The 16,134-nt window shown below is 39.2% G+C and carries 19 protein-coding genes; 13 read left to right on the top strand and 6 right to left on the bottom strand.

Translation table 11 applies throughout. The features are described 5' to 3' along the window. Nucleotides 1–15 precede the first annotated feature (15 nt). Together D8787_RS04565 and D8787_RS04560 are read right to left on the bottom strand one after the other, a co-directional pair. Nucleotides 16–621 (bottom strand): NADPH-dependent FMN reductase, encoded by a 606-nt coding sequence (locus D8787_RS04565; protein ID WP_125421180.1) that lies wholly within the window; start codon nt 619–621, stop codon nt 16–18. 59 nt (nt 622–680) lie between these two features. Then, on the bottom strand, nt 681–1,604 hold the full coding sequence (locus tag D8787_RS04560) for an FAD:protein FMN transferase (protein WP_125421177.1): 924 nt from the start codon (nt 1,602–1,604) through the stop codon (nt 681–683). Between the two features lie 307 nt (nt 1,605–1,911). On the opposite strand from D8787_RS04560, the gene nox reads away from it, so the two are divergent. From nox to D8787_RS04535, 5 genes are all read left to right on the top strand, one after another. Then, a complete protein-coding gene (gene nox / locus D8787_RS04555) occupies nt 1,912–3,291 on the top strand; it encodes a H2O-forming NADH oxidase (RefSeq protein WP_125421174.1) in 1,380 nt (459 codons plus the stop codon). Between the two features lie 151 nt (nt 3,292–3,442). Beyond that, on the top strand, nt 3,443–4,318 hold the full coding sequence (gene pdxS / locus D8787_RS04550) for a pyridoxal 5'-phosphate synthase lyase subunit PdxS (protein WP_000138517.1): 876 nt from the start codon (nt 3,443–3,445) through the stop codon (nt 4,316–4,318). Next, nucleotides 4,319–4,903, top strand: a complete 585-nt coding sequence (pdxT, locus tag D8787_RS04545; protein WP_125421171.1) for a pyridoxal 5'-phosphate synthase glutaminase subunit PdxT — start codon at nt 4,319–4,321, stop codon at nt 4,901–4,903. Nucleotides 4,904–5,459: 556 nt separating this feature from the next. Beyond that, nucleotides 5,460–6,191 (top strand): ABC transporter ATP-binding protein, encoded by a 732-nt coding sequence (locus D8787_RS04540; protein WP_000247936.1) that lies wholly within the window; start codon nt 5,460–5,462, stop codon nt 6,189–6,191. Nucleotides 6,192–6,208: 17 nt separating this feature from the next. Continuing rightward, nucleotides 6,209–7,525: a beta-carotene 15,15'-monooxygenase gene (locus D8787_RS04535; protein WP_125421168.1), complete on the top strand. Its 1,317-nt coding sequence runs from the start codon at nt 6,209–6,211 to the stop codon at nt 7,523–7,525. Between the two features lie 97 nt (nt 7,526–7,622). On the opposite strand, the gene trhA is transcribed toward D8787_RS04535, so the two are convergent. Both trhA and D8787_RS04525 read right to left on the bottom strand, forming a co-directional pair. Then, a complete protein-coding gene (trhA, locus tag D8787_RS04530; protein ID WP_049509562.1) occupies nt 7,623–8,270 on the bottom strand; it encodes a PAQR family membrane homeostasis protein TrhA in 648 nt (215 codons plus the stop codon). Further along, the gene (locus D8787_RS04525) at nt 8,267–8,713 is read right to left on the bottom strand and encodes a DUF1836 domain-containing protein (protein ID WP_125421165.1); all 447 of its coding nucleotides are present in this window, start codon (nt 8,711–8,713) and stop codon (nt 8,267–8,269) included. The genes trhA and D8787_RS04525 overlap by 4 nt, the downstream gene beginning before the upstream one ends. 134 nt (nt 8,714–8,847) lie before the next feature. Here D8787_RS04525 and D8787_RS04520 point away from each other — a divergent pair, with 134 nt between their 5' ends. The 7 genes from D8787_RS04520 to trxB all read left to right on the top strand — a co-directional run bounded on the left by D8787_RS04520 (nt 8,848) and on the right by trxB (nt 13,201). Beyond that, on the top strand, nt 8,848–9,342 hold the full coding sequence (locus tag D8787_RS04520; protein ID WP_125421162.1) for a GNAT family N-acetyltransferase: 495 nt from the start codon (nt 8,848–8,850) through the stop codon (nt 9,340–9,342). After that, nucleotides 9,342–9,860: a methylated-DNA--[protein]-cysteine S-methyltransferase gene (locus tag D8787_RS04515; RefSeq protein ID WP_125421159.1), complete on the top strand. Its 519-nt coding sequence runs from the start codon at nt 9,342–9,344 to the stop codon at nt 9,858–9,860. The genes D8787_RS04520 and D8787_RS04515 overlap by 1 nt, the downstream gene beginning before the upstream one ends. 5 nt (nt 9,861–9,865) lie before the next feature. Further along, a complete protein-coding gene (locus D8787_RS04510) occupies nt 9,866–10,222 on the top strand; it encodes an arsenate reductase family protein (RefSeq protein ID WP_125421156.1) in 357 nt (118 codons plus the stop codon). Between the two features lie 157 nt (nt 10,223–10,379). Beyond that, on the top strand, nt 10,380–11,180 hold the full coding sequence (locus D8787_RS04505) for an amino acid ABC transporter permease (protein WP_125421153.1): 801 nt from the start codon (nt 10,380–10,382) through the stop codon (nt 11,178–11,180). After that, nucleotides 11,180–11,923: an amino acid ABC transporter ATP-binding protein gene (locus tag D8787_RS04500; RefSeq protein WP_125421150.1), complete on the top strand. Its 744-nt coding sequence runs from the start codon at nt 11,180–11,182 to the stop codon at nt 11,921–11,923. Before D8787_RS04505 ends, D8787_RS04500 begins: the two co-directional genes overlap by 1 nt. Before the next feature lie 76 nt (nt 11,924–11,999). Next, nucleotides 12,000–12,224 (top strand): DUF4059 family protein, encoded by a 225-nt coding sequence (locus tag D8787_RS04495; protein ID WP_000926599.1) that lies wholly within the window; start codon nt 12,000–12,002, stop codon nt 12,222–12,224. Between the two features lie 65 nt (nt 12,225–12,289). Then, nucleotides 12,290–13,201: a thioredoxin-disulfide reductase gene (gene trxB / locus D8787_RS04490; protein ID WP_125421147.1), complete on the top strand. Its 912-nt coding sequence runs from the start codon at nt 12,290–12,292 to the stop codon at nt 13,199–13,201. Nucleotides 13,202–13,239: 38 nt separating this feature from the next. Here the strand turns inward: trxB and rlmB are convergent, their stop codons facing one another. After that, nucleotides 13,240–13,968 (bottom strand): 23S rRNA (guanosine(2251)-2'-O)-methyltransferase RlmB, encoded by a 729-nt coding sequence (rlmB, locus tag D8787_RS04485; protein ID WP_045611907.1) that lies wholly within the window; start codon nt 13,966–13,968, stop codon nt 13,240–13,242. A 44-nt stretch (nt 13,969–14,012) separates the two neighbouring features. Beyond that, nucleotides 14,013–14,624 carry a peptide deformylase gene (gene def, locus D8787_RS04480; RefSeq protein WP_001272936.1) on the bottom strand — a complete coding sequence of 204 codons (612 nt, stop codon included), beginning with the start codon at nt 14,622–14,624 and terminating at the stop codon, nt 14,013–14,015. A 174-nt stretch (nt 14,625–14,798) separates the two neighbouring features. On the opposite strand from def, the gene D8787_RS04475 reads away from it, so the two are divergent. Continuing rightward, nucleotides 14,799–16,124, top strand: a complete 1,326-nt coding sequence (locus D8787_RS04475) for a CapA family protein (protein WP_125421144.1) — start codon at nt 14,799–14,801, stop codon at nt 16,122–16,124. Nucleotides 16,125–16,134 lie beyond the last annotated feature (10 nt).

The following is a 16,134-nucleotide window of genomic DNA, read 5'->3' as shown; positions in this document are numbered from 1 at the left end:
TTTTGGTCTCCTATCTTACAAATTTTCCCAGTCAAAGTCTTCAGCATCTTTGCGAAGTAGTTCTTGTGCGTTACGCAATTTTTCAGTAATTTTTACAAAGATACGGAAGTCGTCAAAAGTAGCATCCAGTTTTTTGATAACATCAAGATCCACTAGGTCTCCACTTGGGGTGAAGGCTTGAAGAGAATGTGAAAGCAAGAATTCATCTGGAAGGACACTTGCTTTAATTTCTGGAGCATTCAAGATTTGGCGAAGTTGTAATTGGGCACGTGATGAACCAAGTGTGCCGTAAGAAGCACCTGTAATCATGATTGGTTTGTTCAAAAGTGGATAGATACCATAAGACAACCAAGCAAGAGCGCTCATCAAAACAGCTGGGATAGAGTGGTCATACTCAGGAGTACCGATAATAACACCATCTGCCTCTTCAATTTTAGCAGCGATTTCTAGAATTTCAGCAGGTACTTTCTTGTCTGCTGGTTTGTTGAAGACAGGAATGTCTTTAATTTCAACAAGTTCAATTTCAGCTTTTTTAGCAAAGTGTTTTTGCATGTATTGAAGCAATTGACGGTTTGTAGAACGTTTTGAATTTGTTCCAACAATAGCAATAAGTTTTAACATGAGATTTCCTTTCTCTTTTTACATAATACGATTTTAAAACTCCATTGAAACATCTGTTTCTATAGAGTAGGAATTCCTGAAGAACAGCTTAGGTGACCTTCCTTATCGATGAGGATGGCTTCTATGCCCTCCAAACTTTCGACTTGCCAAAGGATAGAAGCGGGTCTTTCTCCAAATAGACGAGTTGTCCATATTTCACCATCGACTGATTTATCAGAGATGATTGTCAGACTAGCTAGTTCCGTTTCAATAGGATATCCTGTTTGGCTGTCAAAAATATGATGGTAATCTTTTCCATCGACAGTCAGGTGACGTTCATAAATACCTGAAGTCACGACAGATTGATTGACAACAGGGATAGTCATTAAGTGATTTCCCCTCGGATTGGCTGGGTCTTGAATCCCAATTTGCCAAGGCTGATCCCCTCTTGCCTGATTTTTTCCAATGGTCAGGATATTCCCTCCCAGATTGATTAAGGCAGAAGTCACTCCCTCTTCTCTCAGAAATTGGGCAACCTTATCTGCACTATAACCCTTGGCTAAACAACCAAGATCGATCTTCATTCCTTTCTGTTTTAAGAATACAGTGGAAGTAGTAGATTCTAACTCAATATAATGAGGATTGATTAAAGGGAGCACCTCTTTAATTTCTTGAGGTTGTGCAACTTTGGCATCTGAAAAACCGATACGCCAGGTTTGAATCAAGGGACCAATGCTGATATTGAGATGACTAGAGGGCGCTAGGCTATGCTCTAAACCAAGTGAAATCAGCTCAAACAGATCCGGATGAACCTTGACGGGGGCTATTCCAGCTTGATGATTGATTTCCATCAACTCAGATTCTTGGCTATTGGCATTGAAGCGGTATTCTAGCTCTCTGAGTAAATCAAAGGATTTTTGGAGCAAGATATCGGCTCGCTCATCTACTAATGAAATAGTGATAGTAGTCCCCATTAGCCTTTCGGAATGTGAACTAAGAGGCAAGCTATCAACTCCTTTCTCTTATGAAAAGAAGGTAAAACATAGTGAATTAATATTAAATTTAATCCCTTATATTTTCTTTCCATGATACTAGCATACCATAAAGTCAGCGTTTTCACAAATAAAATTTGTAAAGATGTCAAGAAATATGCTTACGGAATGAAGAAAAATTGCAAGAATCCGTGTTAAGATACAGATTGTTTACAATTTTTTACAAAAAAATCGGGAAAATTAGTTAAACTCTTGTAAACGCTAACAGTAAATGTTATACTAGAAGGGTAAATTTAAAATTGAAGGTAGGAATTTTTCTATGAGTAAAATCGTTGTAGTTGGTGCTAACCACGCTGGTACAGCATGTATTAATACCATGTTGGATAATTTTGGAAATGAGAATGAGATCGTTGTATTTGACCAAAACTCTAACATCTCTTTCCTAGGATGTGGAATGGCCCTTTGGATTGGTGAACAAATTGACGGTGCTGAAGGCTTGTTCTATTCTGATAAAGAAAAATTGGAAGCAAAAGGTGCTAAGGTGTACATGAACTCACCAGTTCTTTCAATCGACTATGATAACAAAGTAGTTACTGCAGAAGTTGAAGGAAAAGAGCACAAAGAATCATACGAGAAATTGATTTTCGCTACAGGTTCTACACCAATCTTGCCACCAATCGAAGGTGTTGAAATTGTTAAAGGAAACCGCGAATTTAAAGCAACTCTTGAAAACGTACAATTTGTGAAATTGTACCAAAATGCTGAAGAAGTGATCAATAAACTTGCTGATAAGAGCCAACACCTTGACCGTATCGCCGTTGTTGGTGGTGGTTACATCGGTGTTGAACTTGCTGAAGCCTTTGAACGTCTTGGAAAAGAAGTTGTCCTTGTTGATATCGTTGATACTGTCTTGAACGGTTACTATGACAAAGACTTCACACAAATGATGGCGAAGAACTTGGAAGACCACAACATCCGCTTGGCTCTAGGTCAAACTGTTAAAGCAATTGAAGGTGACGGTAAAGTTGAACGCTTGATTACTGATAAAGAAACTTTCGATGTGGACATGGTTATCCTTGCAGTTGGTTTCCGTCCAAACACAGCTCTTGCTGATGGTAAGATTGAACTCTTCCGCAACGGTGCCTTCCTTGTAGACAAGAAACAAGAAACATCACTTCCAGGTGTATTTGCCGTTGGTGACTGTGCGACTGTTTATGACAACGCTCGTAAAGACACAAGTTACATCGCCCTTGCTTCAAATGCTGTTCGTACTGGTATCGTTGGTGCCTACAATGCTTGTGGCCATGAATTGGAAGGAATCGGTGTGCAAGGATCAAATGGTATCTCAATTTACGGACTTCACATGGTTTCAACTGGTTTGACTCTTGAAAAGGCAAAAGCTGCTGGTTACAATGCAAGTGAAACAGGCTTTAACGATCTTCAAAAACCAGAATTCATGAAACATGATAACCATGAAGTAGCGATTAAGATTGTCTTTGACAAAGATAGCCGTGAAATTCTTGGTGCCCAAATGGTTTCACATGATATTGCAATCAGCATGGGAATCCATATGTTCTCACTTGCTATCCAAGAGCATGTAACAATTGATAAATTGGCATTGACAGATCTCTTCTTCTTGCCACACTTCAACAAACCATACAACTACATCACAATGGCTGCCCTTACTGCTGAAAAATAAAATGATGAACTATCTGGCCTTGATTAACGGTCAGATAGTTTTTTAAGTCGATGTGTACCCATACAATTATGATTTTTTTATCTTGTGGTTCATCCTTTTCTGACTTAAAATGAAATGGTAGCTACCAATACAAATGATGAGGATACAACAAATGACTGAAAATAGATATGAATTAAATAAAAACTTGGCACAGATGCTTAAGGGCGGAGTTATCATGGACGTTCAAAATCCTGAACAGGCTCGTATTGCAGAAGCTGCTGGTGCGGCAGCTGTCATGGCCTTGGAGCGGATTCCAGCTGATATTCGTGCAGCTGGTGGTGTTTCCCGTATGAGTGATCCAAAGATGATTAAGGAAATTCAAGAGGCGGTTAGTATTCCAGTAATGGCCAAGGTCAGAATCGGGCATTTTGTTGAGGCTCAGATTTTAGAGGCTATTGAAATTGACTATATCGATGAGAGTGAAGTTTTATCTCCAGCTGACGACCGTTTCCATGTGGACAAGAAAGAATTCCAAGTTCCTTTTGTCTGTGGAGCTAAGGACTTGGGTGAAGCCTTGCGTCGTATCGCTGAAGGTGCTTCTATGATTCGTACAAAAGGAGAACCGGGGACAGGGGATATCGTCCAAGCTGTTCGTCATATGCGTATGATGAATCAGGAAATTCGCCGCATTCAAAACCTACGTGAGGACGAACTTTATGTTGCTGCCAAGGACTTGCAAGTTCCTGTAGAATTGGTTCAATATGTCCATGAACATGGGAAATTGCCAGTTGTAAACTTCGCAGCTGGAGGCGTTGCAACGCCAGCAGATGCTGCACTGATGATGCAATTAGGGGCAGAGGGTGTCTTTGTCGGTTCAGGTATTTTTAAGTCAGGAGATCCTGTTAAACGAGCGAGTGCCATTGTCAAAGCGGTAACTAATTTCCGTAATCCTCAAATTTTAGCTCAAATCTCTGAAGATTTAGGAGAAGCCATGGTTGGTATTAATGAAAATGAAATCCAAATTCTCATGGCAGAGCGAGGAAAATAGATGAAAGTCGGAATATTGGCCTTGCAAGGTGCCTTTGCAGAACATGAAAAAGTACTAGATCAATTAGGTGTTGAGAGTGTTGAAATCAGAAATTTAGAGGATTTTCATCAACATCAGAGTGACTTGTCTGGTTTGATTTTGCCTGGTGGTGAGTCTACAACCATGGGCAAGCTCTTACGAGACCAGGACATGTTGATCCCCATTCGAGAAGCCATTCTCTCTGGTTTACCAGCCTTTGGAACCTGTGCGGGCTTAATTTTGCTGGCTAAGGAAATCACTTCTCAAGAAGAGAGTCATCTAGGAACTATGGATATGGTGGTCGAGCGCAATGCCTATGGGCGCCAATTAGGAAGTTTCTACACGGAAGCAGAATGTAAGGGAGTTGGTCAGATTCCAATGACCTTTATCCGTGGTCCAATTATCAGTAGTGTTGGAGAGGGTGTAGAAATTCTAGCAAGAGTTGATAATCAAATCGTTGCAGCCCAAGAAAAAAATATGCTGGTAACCTCTTTTCATCCAGAATTGACTGATGATGTGCGCTTGCACCAGTACTTTATCAATATGTGTAAAGAAAAAAGACAGTAAAAAAGCTCAAAAAATCACTTCCTGTGCTATACTGTAATTGAAATTTTTTTAATTTGGGTGTTAGGACTGTTTTCTCAGTTCTAGCGCCTTTTCTTTTTGATAAGTCTGGTTAGTGGAGAGTAGTTTGTAAATGATTCTGAGAATCTTATGAGCACAAGCAATGACGGCTTTCATCTTGCTTCCTCTTTAGGAAATTCGATTGTAAAACTCTAAGCAGGCAGAGCCTGCTTAGAGTTTTACATATGCTACTGTCTTCGTTATAGCTAACTTTAATTCTCATTTATTAAGTATACCTAAGTTTTATGTTTAAATTTTGTATAGAATAGCTGTACCTCTTAAGAAAGCTATGTTTACGCTTTCAATCAAGCATCATTTATGATACTATTATGGTAATAGAAAAAATTCTTAGTATGCTAAAGACCTTTATTCGAGTTCCAGAGGAAATAGAAATTTTATCCATTAAAAATATGTTTCATAAGTTACTTACTTGATATTAATAGAATTCCAATATTGTATAATTAAATCAAAGATGACACTGGAATCAGGAGGATTTATTATGGTTAATAATGTAGCTGTTAAAGTCTCAAACCTTTCAAAAGAATTTTTGTTAGGGCAAGACAAAACTGTCTCTATTTTGAAAGATATTTCCTTATCTGTCAATTATGGGGAATTTGTATCAATACTTGGTGTCAGTGGTTCTGGAAAGTCTACTTTGCTAAGTTGCTTATCAAGTTTATCTGAACCAACAAGTGGCGAAGTTGTTATCAATGGTGTAAATCCATATACCTTAAAAGAAGGGAAGCTTGCTAAATTTAGAAGACAAGATATTGCAATAATTTTTCAAAACTATAATCTGGTACCTGCTCTACCTGTACTAGAAAATGTTACACTTCCTCTGAGACTCTCAGGAAAGAGTGTTGATAGCAATAAAGTAAAAAAAATGTTGGATAGTTTGAATTTTAAAGCAGAACTATCATCATTAGTTGCTACCTTATCAGGTGGAGAACAGCAAAAAGTGGCTATTACTCGTGCAATAATAGCTGATAGTAAAATTATTTTTGCTGATGAGCCAACAGGAGCTCTGGACAGCGTCTCAAGAAAACTTATATTTGAAACACTTCGTAATTTAGCGAGTCAAGGAAAATGTGTTCTTATGGTCACTCATGATATTGAGTTGGCTTCAAAAACTGACAGAGCACTCATTTTAAAAGACGGAAAGATATCTCGACAAATTATTAAACCTTCAGCTGATGAGCTCTACCAAGCACTTGAAAGTAGTAAAGATTAATTTGAGGAGGATTTATTATGCTAAAATTAATCATTTACCAATTTCAGTACTCAAAAAGACAATGGTTAGGAACAATACCATTACTATTTGTATCTAGCCTAATTGTTGGAACATCTTTATTTGGTATTGCTAGTTCAATCAAGACTGCTAACATTAACGCTTCACAACTTTTTCAAATGCTAATAATTTTTGGCGGGACTACTCTATTTTTCCTTATTTCAAATAATATAAGACTGCTAATAGATATCTTTAAAAAGGATTACCAATTATGGGCTATCTTAGGCGCAAGCAGAACTCAGCTATCTTTATTAGTATCTGGACAGTTTTATTTAATGGCAGTGATTGTTAGTAGTATTGGTACAATACTTTCATTTATCATGGCAGATAGTTACTACAAATTTTTACAAAATTTATTAGGAAGAGATGAGTTACCTGATTTAGTTATTACAGCCAACATTCAATCAATTTTATTGAGTGTTTTCATAGTCCCAACAATTGTCGGGATAGGGGCTTACTTTTATTCAAGTCGAATACTTAAAATATCATCAATATTAAAACCAAAAAAGAAAAAAAGAAAAGTTACAGTAGCTGGATTTGTTAACATCTCTGTTCGTTTATTCCTATGGTTACTATGTATAGGTTCTATTGTTTCAGCAGGTTTTATCAGAAACAAAGAAATAATTGAAAAACAGTCAAGCATAGTATTATTTTTATTAATTATTCACATCCTTATTATTCAATCACTATCTCCATCAATTCAAATGTTTCTAATAAAATTTTTAATGAGGATATTTCCAACTGAAAATTATGTAATTAATATAGGCTTTTGGAGTCTACTATCCAATCCTAGCTATTTGAAAAGTATACAAACTTCGATGAGTATGGGAGTAACTCTCATTTCTGGGTTTATTCTTTACACCCAAAATATGTATTCATTCATGAATACAGCAAACGGAGTAAACGAAGCAAGAGCTTCCTTTATTGCTTATATGTCTGCACCAATTATTCTGATTATTACTAGTTCTATTTCTCTTACAATTTTATCTTCTAATAAAGATATTGAGGACATTAAACAGTTAAAGACACTGGGAGTGTCAAGATTACAACTTTTTAAAATACGTATAGGCGAGGCAATAATACATTCGGTGTTAATTTTATTAGTATCAGTAATTTTCAATTTAATTATTTTAATTTTAGTTAGCTTTATTGGCCAACTTTTAGGCCAAAGTGTAGTAGATATATCGGGTTTTTGGCAACCGAGTCTTATAGTTATTTCTTTGTTAGTTATTTTTTATAGTATTACAAAAGGATTTTATTTATTTCAAGATAGATAAATTGGAATAGTTACTGATTCAAAAAGAACACACTTATTGACATTGAAACCAAAGCAATACTAAAACTAAAAGGCAAGGATAAAAAACCTTGTCTTTTTTACATGTAATAAACAATGGCAATGTATTGGAGTGCGGACGCAGCTAGGATAAAGAGATGCCAAATCATGTGGAAATAAGGTTTTTTCTTTGCATAAAATCCAGCTCCAACTGTATAAGAGAGTCCGCCAGTTACCATAAGGCTCCAAAAGATTGGTGTTGTTTGACTGATAATGGCAGGAATGATAGCCAGAACCAACCAGCCCATAATCAGGTAAAGAGCAAGGCTGAATTTCTCATTGACCTTTTTAGCAAAGATTTTATAGAGAATACCAAAGATGGTCGTTCCCCATTGGATGGCAATAATTAGATAGCCAAACCAGTTATTCATCAAGGTTAAGACGACTGGCGTATAAGAGCCTGCGATAGCCACATAAATCATCGAATGGTCGATGATTCTCAAGACGTATTTGTGGGTTGAACCGTAGGCCATAGAGTGATAAATGGTGGATGATAGGAACATGAGAAAGAGACTGATAACGAAAATGGATACACCGATAGAGGATAAAAATCCGTGTGCTTCATAACTATAGGTGGATGAAATAGGGAGCAAGATGAGCATGATGACTGCCCCCACAGCATGGGTCACGCTATTAGCAATCTCCTCTCCAAAACTGAGTTGTTTGCTGAGTTTAAGACTAGTGTTCATCGGATTACCTCCTCTTGAGTATGATGGATTAAGTCTAGAGTTTGATGATAGAGTTTAACGGTTTGGCAGCTACTTTGGATAATAGGATTTTCTGGATCAATCCCATTGTTCATGTAGTTCACAAAAGCATCGTAGAGTTGGTCTGAACTGGCTTGACTTTGGAGAGTATTGAGTGTCTGAGCGATTTCTTGAATAGAAAAGACAGATTTGAGGGTTGTGATAGCAATCAGACGGGCAATCTGTTGGCGTTGGTATTTTTTCTTGTCAGGCTTTGTCAGGTAACCATGTTTGACATAATTGTTGACCATAGATGCTGTTAGTCCCTTGTCTTTATCAGGAGAGATAGGGGCGCAGACCTGATTGACATAGAGTAAAACCTGATCCAGATAGAGGTCAATATTTGGAATTTCTGTCCATTTTGGGTAGGAAAAGGTAGTTTTCATTTCCAACTCCTTTTTATCTAGTTTTAATAACTAGATTATAAAATAACAAAAACAAAAAGTCAAGTTTTAACTGCTTGTGAAAAGGCTTAAATTATGCTATGATGGGAGAAACTAGTCAGAAAAGAGGAGAAAAGATGGAGATTCGTTTAGCTTTTCCAAATGAAGTAGATGCCATTATGCAGGTGATTGAGGAAGCCAAGAAATGTTTAGCAGATGCTGGTAGTGACCAGTGGCAAAATGGCTATCCAAATGCTGATATTATTATTGAGGATATTATCTCAGGTCAAGCCTACGTAGCCTTGGAAGAGGGAGAACTGCTAGCCTATGCTGCTGTGACCAAGAGTCCAGAGGAAGCCTATGAAGCCATTTATGAAGGAAAATGGCAAGCTGGAGAGTCAGAGTACCTAGTCTTTCACCGTATCGCTGTGGCTGCAGATGTGCAGGGACAGGGAGTTGCTCAAACCTTCTTAGAGGGCTTGATTGAAGGTTTTGATTATCTAGATTTTCGCTCAGATACGCATGTTGCAAATAAGGCCATGCAGCATATCTTTGAAAAACTAGGTTTTAAACAGGTTGGTAAGGTTCCAGTTGATGGCGAACGCTTGGCCTATCAAAAATTGAAGAAATAATGCAAAAGAAGTACGTAAAAATGCTCTACTTTTCGCCAATAGGAACCTTGTCTTTGGTTGCCGACGATCAATATCTGTATGGCATTTGGGTTCAGGAGCAGAAGTATTTTGAGAGGGGGATAGGAGATGAAACAATAGAAGAAGTTGTTAGTCACCCCATTTTAGCCCCAGTTATTACTTGCTTAGATGCTTACTTTAAAGGCAAGTCTCGGGATTTATCCGAATTGCCCTTGGCTCCAATCGGAACGGATTTTGAAAAGAGAGTTTGGTCCTATTTACAGGGAATTCCTTATGGTCAGACAGTGACCTATGGACAAATAGCTCAAGACCTGCAAGTGGCTTCTGCTCAAGCAATTGGTGGAGCTGTAGGTCGCAATCCTTGGTCCATCCTAGTACCTTGTCATCGTGTGCTGGGAGCGGGCAAGCGTCTGACAGGTTATGCTGCAGGAGTGGAAAAGAAAGCCTGGCTCTTGGAGCATGAAGGCGCAGATTTTAAAGATATAAACAATAGAAAGTGAAACACATGTTAGAATTTATCGAATACCCAAAATGTTCAACTTGTAAAAAAGCAAAACAAGAATTAAATCAACTCGGTGTGGACTATAAAGCCGTCCATATCGTCGAAGAAACACCTAGTCAAGAAGTCATTTTAAACTGGATAGAGACCTCAGGTTTCGAGTTGAAGCAATTTTTCAACACCAGTGGAATCAAATACCGTGAATTAGGGCTGAAAGATAAGGTAGGAAGTCTGTCAAACCAAGAAGCGGCTGAGTTGCTAGCAAGTGACGGTATGTTGTTAAAACGACCCGTTTTAGTAGAAAATGGAACTGTTAAGCAAATCGGTTATCGAAAAGCTTATGAAGAATTGGGATTGAAATAGTTTTTATCTATCTCTTTGATAGATAAAATATATAACCTCCCTGTTTCAAAGTATGATAAACTAGTAGGTAGACAAAGTCTGTATCTGACCGTAGCAAATAATTTCATTGACGGCAGAAGTATGGTAGAATGAATCATTATCAGGAGAGGATGTTTTTATGAATGTTACAACGATTTTAGCATCAGATTGGTACCAAAACTTGATGCAATTGATTCCAGATGGCAAGCTGTTTAGCTTGCGTTCGGTCTTTGATGGAATCCCGAGAATTGTCCAACAACTTCCAACAACGATTATGTTGACAATTGGTGGTGCCCTTTTTGGCTTGGTTTTGGCGCTTCTTTTTGCCATTGTGAAGATCAATCGTGTTAAGATTTTATATCCCTTGCAGGCCTTCTTTGTTAGTTTCTTAAAAGGGACACCGATTTTGGTGCAACTCATGCTAACCTATTACGGAATTCCTTTGGCTTTGAAAGCCCTCAATCAGCAATGGGGAACTGGTCTCAATATCAATGCAATTCCAGCTGCAGCTTTTGCGATTGTAGCCTTTGCTTTTAATGAGGCAGCGTATGCCAGTGAAACCATTCGTGCAGCCATTCTCTCAGTCAATTCTGGTGAGATTGAGGCGGCACGCAGTCTGGGCATGACCCGAGCACAAGTTTATCGTCGCGTGATTATTCCAAATGCAGCGGTGGTAGCTACTCCAACTTTAATCAATTCCCTAATCGGCTTGACCAAAGGAACTTCCCTAGCCTTTAGTGCGGGTGTTGTGGAAGTCTTTGCCCAAGCTCAGATTTTGGGTGGAGCTGATTACCGCTATTTTGAACGTTTCATCTCCGTTGCCCTTGTTTATTGGGTAGTCAATATCGGAATTGAAAGCCTAGGTCGTTTCATCGAGAGAAAAATGGCTATTTCTGCACCCGATACAGTGCAAACAGATGTGAAAGGAGACCTTCGTTAATGATTAAGATTTCGAATTTAAGCAAATCCTTTTCAGGACAGACTGTCTTGGATCATCTGGACTTGGATATCCAAAAAGGGGAAGTCGTAGCCTTGATTGGTTCCTCAGGAGCTGGAAAATCGACCTTTTTACGCAGTCTCAATTATCTTGAAACACCTGACAGTGGTTCGATTCAGATTGATAATTTCTCGGTTGATTTTTCTAAAATCACTCAAGAAGAAATCCTTGCCCTACGCCGTAAGTTGTCCATGGTTTTCCAACAGTTTAATTTGTTTGAACGACGTACAGCACTTGATAATGTGAAAGAAGGCTTGGTTGTTGTTAAGAAATTATCTGACCAAGAAGCGACTAAGATTGCCAAGGAAGAGTTGGCTAAGGTTGGGCTTTCTGATCGTGAGAACCATTACCCTCGCCATTTATCAGGTGGACAGAAGCAACGGGTTGCCCTAGCACGTGCGCTTGCTATGAAACCAGATGTTTTGCTCTTAGACGAACCAACTTCAGCCCTTGACCCAGAATTGGTCGGCGAAGTAGAAAAATCTATTGCAGATGCTGCTAAGTCAGGTCAGACCATGATTTTGGTTAGTCATGACATGTCCTTTGTAGCCCAAGTGGCTGATAAGATTCTCTTCTTAGATAAGGGGAGAATCATCGAGTCTGGAACACCAGATGAGATTATCCACCATCCGAAAGAAGAGCGGACAAAAGAATTCTTTGCTAGTTACAAACGGACTTATATTTGATATAATAGATAAAGAAAAACTCAGTTAGCGGACTAGCTGAGTTTACTCTTTAAAAATGATAGAAATGAGAGAAATCATGCTACTGCAACTATTTTCTTTATATTTCGAGAGTTTGATCTTGACCACTATCCTCGTCCTGATTTTTTTAGGGATTTGGATTGGACTGAGAGCCATGTCGGGAGTCGATAAGACAGCCAAGGCGCGCCAAGCCCATCTCTATGATATGATTATGATTGGAGTCTTGGTTGTTCCAGTATTATCCTTTGCGGTTATGAGTTTAATTCTTGTTTTCAAGGCATAATCCTTGCTTGATTGACAAGAAAGAGTTAGAATAAAGATAGTTACAACAAGAAAGAAGGAATCTATATGTACGATACTATTATTATTGGTGCTGGACCTGCAGGGATGACTGCGGCCTTATACGCTGCTCGAAGCAATCTGAAAGTAGCCTTGATTGAAGGTGGTTTACCAGGTGGTCAGATGAACAATACATCGGATATCGAAAATTACCCAGGATACGCTAATATCAGTGGACCAGAATTGGCTGAAAAGATGTTTGAACCGCTTGAAAATCTTGGTGTTGAGCACATTTATGGTTATGTTGAAAATATCCAAGACCATGGTGATTTTAAAACAGTAATGACCGATGATCAAGCATACGAAACTCGTACAGTTATCGTAGCGACTGGTTCGAAACACCGTCCTTTGGGAGTGCCTGGAGAAGAAGAACTGAACAGTCGTGGTGTATCTTACTGTGCCGTTTGTGATGGTGCTTTCTTCCGTGACCAAGATTTGCTGGTAGTTGGTGGGGGAGATTCAGCTGTTGAAGAAGCCCTCTTCTTGACTCGTTTTGCCAAGACTGTTACCATTGTTCACCGTCGTGACCAACTTCGTGCTCAAAAGGTTTTACAAGACCGCGCCTTTGCGAATGAGAAAATCAGCTTTATCTGGGATTCTGTAGTCAAGGAAATCAAGGGTGAAAACCGAGTAGAATCTGTCGTATTTGAAAATGTGAAAACAGGTCAAGTGACAGAACAAGCCTTTGGTGGCGTCTTTATCTATGTTGGCTTGGACCCTCTTAGCGATTTTGTTAAAGAATTAAATATCCGAGATCAGGCAGGCTGGATTGTGACAGACAACCACATGAAAACTGCGGTTGATGGTATCTTTGCAGTTGGAGATGTTCGCTTGAAAGACCTTCGCCAAGTAACAACAGCAGTTGGAGATGGCGCTATCGCTGGTCAAGAAGCCTATAAGTTTATTACAGAACATAGTTAATTATAAAAAAGTTTCCAATCAGATGACTGGAAACTTTTTTATAGTCTATTTCGGAAAACTTCGTACATGAGAATGGCTGCAGCAACACTAGCATTGAGGCTTTGAACATGTCCATTCATAGGAATGGTAATCATTTCATCGACCTGTTTTTTGATGTTACTAGAGATGCCTTTTCCTTCATTTCCGATGATGAGGGCGATTTTCCCTTTTGTATTCCACTTGTGGCAAGGAGTACCATTCATATCCGTTCCAAAGGTCCAGAATCCTTCATCCTTGAGTTTGTCTAGAGTTTGGCTTAGATTGGTTACTCGGGCAATTGGAACGTGCTCAATAGCACCTGTGGCCGTTTTGGCAACGACAGGAGTAACGCCGACAGCACGGTGCTTGGGAATGATGACACCTGAAACGTTGGTCGCATCGGCTGTTCTCAGTATGGAGCCTAGATTATGAGGGTCAGTTAAGCCATCCAGAATCAATAGCAAAGGATTTTCTTCTTGGCGTGTTTTGGCAAGGATTTGGTCCAGTTCGCTATAGGCAAATTCGGACACTCGTAAAACAAAACCTTGGTGTACAGCACCTTCGGTCATTTCAGAGAGGGATTTTTTTGAAGTCCAAGAAATGGACACCTTCTTTTCTGTAGCTAGTTCCTTGACTTTCTCAACGTTCTTACCTCGGAGATCTTCTTGGAGGTAAAGTTTGTTTCCTGTGTTTGCAAGGAGGGCTTCGGTAACGGCGTGTACGCCATAGACAATATCATTTGTTTTCATGCCTCTATTATAACACAAAACCCCGTCTTGCAACGGGATTTTCTTTATTCTAGAATCAGTAAACCATCTTTAACTGCAAATGGGTCTTTTTCATTGATACGATCGTAAAACATGATACCGTTAATGTGGTCAATTTCATGCTGAACAACAATGGAGTTATAACCTTTAAGTTTGATACGGTGTTTTTCGCCGTCCTTGTCAAAGTAGTCAACAGTAACGCGGGCATGGCGAACAACATAGCCAGGCACGTTGCGGTCAACAGACAGGCAGCCTTCTCCTTCACCAAGAGCAGCGTCCTGAACAGAGTGAGAGACGATTTTTGGATTGTACATAATGGCTTGTAAGTCGTAGGCTTCCTCTGGAGTTTCGCCTTCTTCAACAATATTTGGCACCAAAACAGCGATAATGCGTTTTGAGATATCCAATTGAGGAGCAGCAAGTCCAACACCACCGCGTAGCCCCATCTTTTCAGCCATGACAGGATCTTGGGAATGTTTGAGGAATTGCATCATCTTTTCGCCAAGGATGATTTCCTGGTCAGATAGGGGGAAAGTGACTTCCTCAGCAACTGCGCGTAGAGTTGGATTCCCCTCGCGAATAATATCTTTCATATCAATTAAGTGAGCAGCTTTTGTAATACGTTCTATAGCAGACATTTTCTCTCCTTTCATTACCTCTACATGATAACACAAAATGACAAGGATTGGAAGCATTACGGTATCGAGCTTTTATAGAAAATGCCTAGTAGGTTCGATTCAATTGTGAAAGAATTACTTATCTGTGATATAATAAAAAGAAAAGGCTTGCATAAGAAAGTAGGGAGAATGAAGATGCAAAGAAGACAAGATAGATATAAACGTGGACCAGTTTTTCATTTTGTGAGGGGTTTTGTAAACTTTTTTAGGAGTTATCGCAAGTGGAGCAATAAGGGATTTGTGACGATACTCTTGCTAGCAGTTGCTTTATCAATGGGTTTGGTCTTGTTGTTTGAAAGCTTCCAAGGAATCCCTTTAACCAGTCAAAAAAAGGATACCATTTCTCAAGAAGCAAATAAGACCAATCAAAATTCTAAAAATCAGGAAGAGGAAAAAACTGCAAGAATTATGGCCAATGGGGATCTCCTCTATCATATTCCCATCTATCGTTCTGCCTTAAAAGAAGATGGAACCTATGATTTTCATGAAAATTTTGACTATGTGAAACCATGGCTCAAACAAGCAGACCTGATTATAGGTGATTTTGAAGGTACTGTAAACAAGGACCATTATTTGGCTGGTTATCCTCTCTTTAATGCACCTGGCGAAGTCATGGATGCCATCAAGGATGCTGGTTATCAAGTGCTAGACTTGGCGCATAACCATATCCTAGATTCACAAATAGAAGGTGTCGTTTCAACAGCAGATGCTATTGAGAAGGCAGGAATGACACCTATTGGAGTGTATACGCATGAGTCGCGTGATCAAGCTCCTCTCGTTATCAAGGAAGTGAACGGTATCAAGGTTGCACTTTTGGCCTATTCTTATGGTTTTAATGGAATTGAGCAAAGTATTTCCCAAGAAGACTATAACCGCTATCTTTCAGATCTAAATGAAGACAAGATGAAGGCTGAAGTTGAACGAGCAGAGAAGGAAGCGGATATTACCATTATCATGCCTCAGATGGGTGTGGAGTATCGCTTGGAACCAACTGAAGAACAAAAGGCTCTTTATCACAAGATGATTGATTGGGGAGCGGATATTATCTTTGGTGGACACCCTCACGTTGTGGAACCATCTGAAACAGTTGAAAAAGATGGGGACAAGAAACTCATCATCTATTCAATGGGGAACTTCATTTCCAATCAACGAATCGAAACTATGCAAGATGAAGAGAATGCTAAGTGGACAGAGCGTGGCGTTCTCATGGATGTGACCATTAAGAAAAAGGCTGGTAAGACGACAATCGAAACTGCTAAAGCACATCCTTCTTGGGTAAACCGTACACCAAAAGGAACCTATTCTCCAGAAGGTTATCCACTCTTCCTTTACCAAACTTATATCTTAGAAGATTTTATCGAGGGTGGAAGTCATCGTGACCAATTAGATGAAGCGACTAAGGAACGAATTGATACAGCCTATAAAGAAATGAACGAACATGTGGGATTGAAGTGGGACTAGCTTGAATCCA

This window comes from Streptococcus mitis, assembly GCF_003944325.1.
GTDB lineage: Bacteria > Bacillota > Bacilli > Lactobacillales > Streptococcaceae > Streptococcus > Streptococcus mitis_CW.
Note: the sequence above shows the minus strand (reverse complement) of the source record. Positions and strands in the feature narration are given on the sequence as shown.

What these genes read in the sequence shown, in the direction of transcription:
- D8787_RS04565 (WP_125421180.1), bottom strand. Translation starts at nt 621, where the DNA reads ATGTTAAAACTTATTGCTATTGTTGGAACAAATTCAAAACGTTCTACA.
- nox (WP_125421174.1), top strand. Translation starts at nt 1,912, where the DNA reads ATGAGTAAAATCGTTGTAGTTGGTGCTAACCACGCTGGTACAGCATGT.
- pdxS (WP_000138517.1), top strand. Translation starts at nt 3,443, where the DNA reads ATGACTGAAAATAGATATGAATTAAATAAAAACTTGGCACAGATGCTT.
- pdxT (WP_125421171.1), top strand. Translation starts at nt 4,319, where the DNA reads ATGAAAGTCGGAATATTGGCCTTGCAAGGTGCCTTTGCAGAACATGAA.
- D8787_RS04540 (WP_000247936.1), top strand. Translation starts at nt 5,460, where the DNA reads ATGGTTAATAATGTAGCTGTTAAAGTCTCAAACCTTTCAAAAGAATTT.
- D8787_RS04535 (WP_125421168.1), top strand. Translation starts at nt 6,209, where the DNA reads ATGCTAAAATTAATCATTTACCAATTTCAGTACTCAAAAAGACAATGG.
- trhA (WP_049509562.1), bottom strand. Translation starts at nt 8,270, where the DNA reads ATGAACACTAGTCTTAAACTCAGCAAACAACTCAGTTTTGGAGAGGAG.
- D8787_RS04525 (WP_125421165.1), bottom strand. Translation starts at nt 8,713, where the DNA reads ATGAAAACTACCTTTTCCTACCCAAAATGGACAGAAATTCCAAATATT.
- D8787_RS04520 (WP_125421162.1), top strand. Translation starts at nt 8,848, where the DNA reads ATGGAGATTCGTTTAGCTTTTCCAAATGAAGTAGATGCCATTATGCAG.
- D8787_RS04515 (WP_125421159.1), top strand. Translation starts at nt 9,342, where the DNA reads ATGCAAAAGAAGTACGTAAAAATGCTCTACTTTTCGCCAATAGGAACC.
- D8787_RS04510 (WP_125421156.1), top strand. Translation starts at nt 9,866, where the DNA reads ATGTTAGAATTTATCGAATACCCAAAATGTTCAACTTGTAAAAAAGCA.
- D8787_RS04505 (WP_125421153.1), top strand. Translation starts at nt 10,380, where the DNA reads ATGAATGTTACAACGATTTTAGCATCAGATTGGTACCAAAACTTGATG.
- D8787_RS04500 (WP_125421150.1), top strand. Translation starts at nt 11,180, where the DNA reads ATGATTAAGATTTCGAATTTAAGCAAATCCTTTTCAGGACAGACTGTC.
- D8787_RS04495 (WP_000926599.1), top strand. Translation starts at nt 12,000, where the DNA reads ATGCTACTGCAACTATTTTCTTTATATTTCGAGAGTTTGATCTTGACC.
- trxB (WP_125421147.1), top strand. Translation starts at nt 12,290, where the DNA reads ATGTACGATACTATTATTATTGGTGCTGGACCTGCAGGGATGACTGCG.
- rlmB (WP_045611907.1), bottom strand. Translation starts at nt 13,968, where the DNA reads ATGAAAACAAATGATATTGTCTATGGCGTACACGCCGTTACCGAAGCC.
- def (WP_001272936.1), bottom strand. Translation starts at nt 14,624, where the DNA reads ATGTCTGCTATAGAACGTATTACAAAAGCTGCTCACTTAATTGATATG.
- D8787_RS04475 (WP_125421144.1), top strand. Translation starts at nt 14,799, where the DNA reads ATGCAAAGAAGACAAGATAGATATAAACGTGGACCAGTTTTTCATTTT.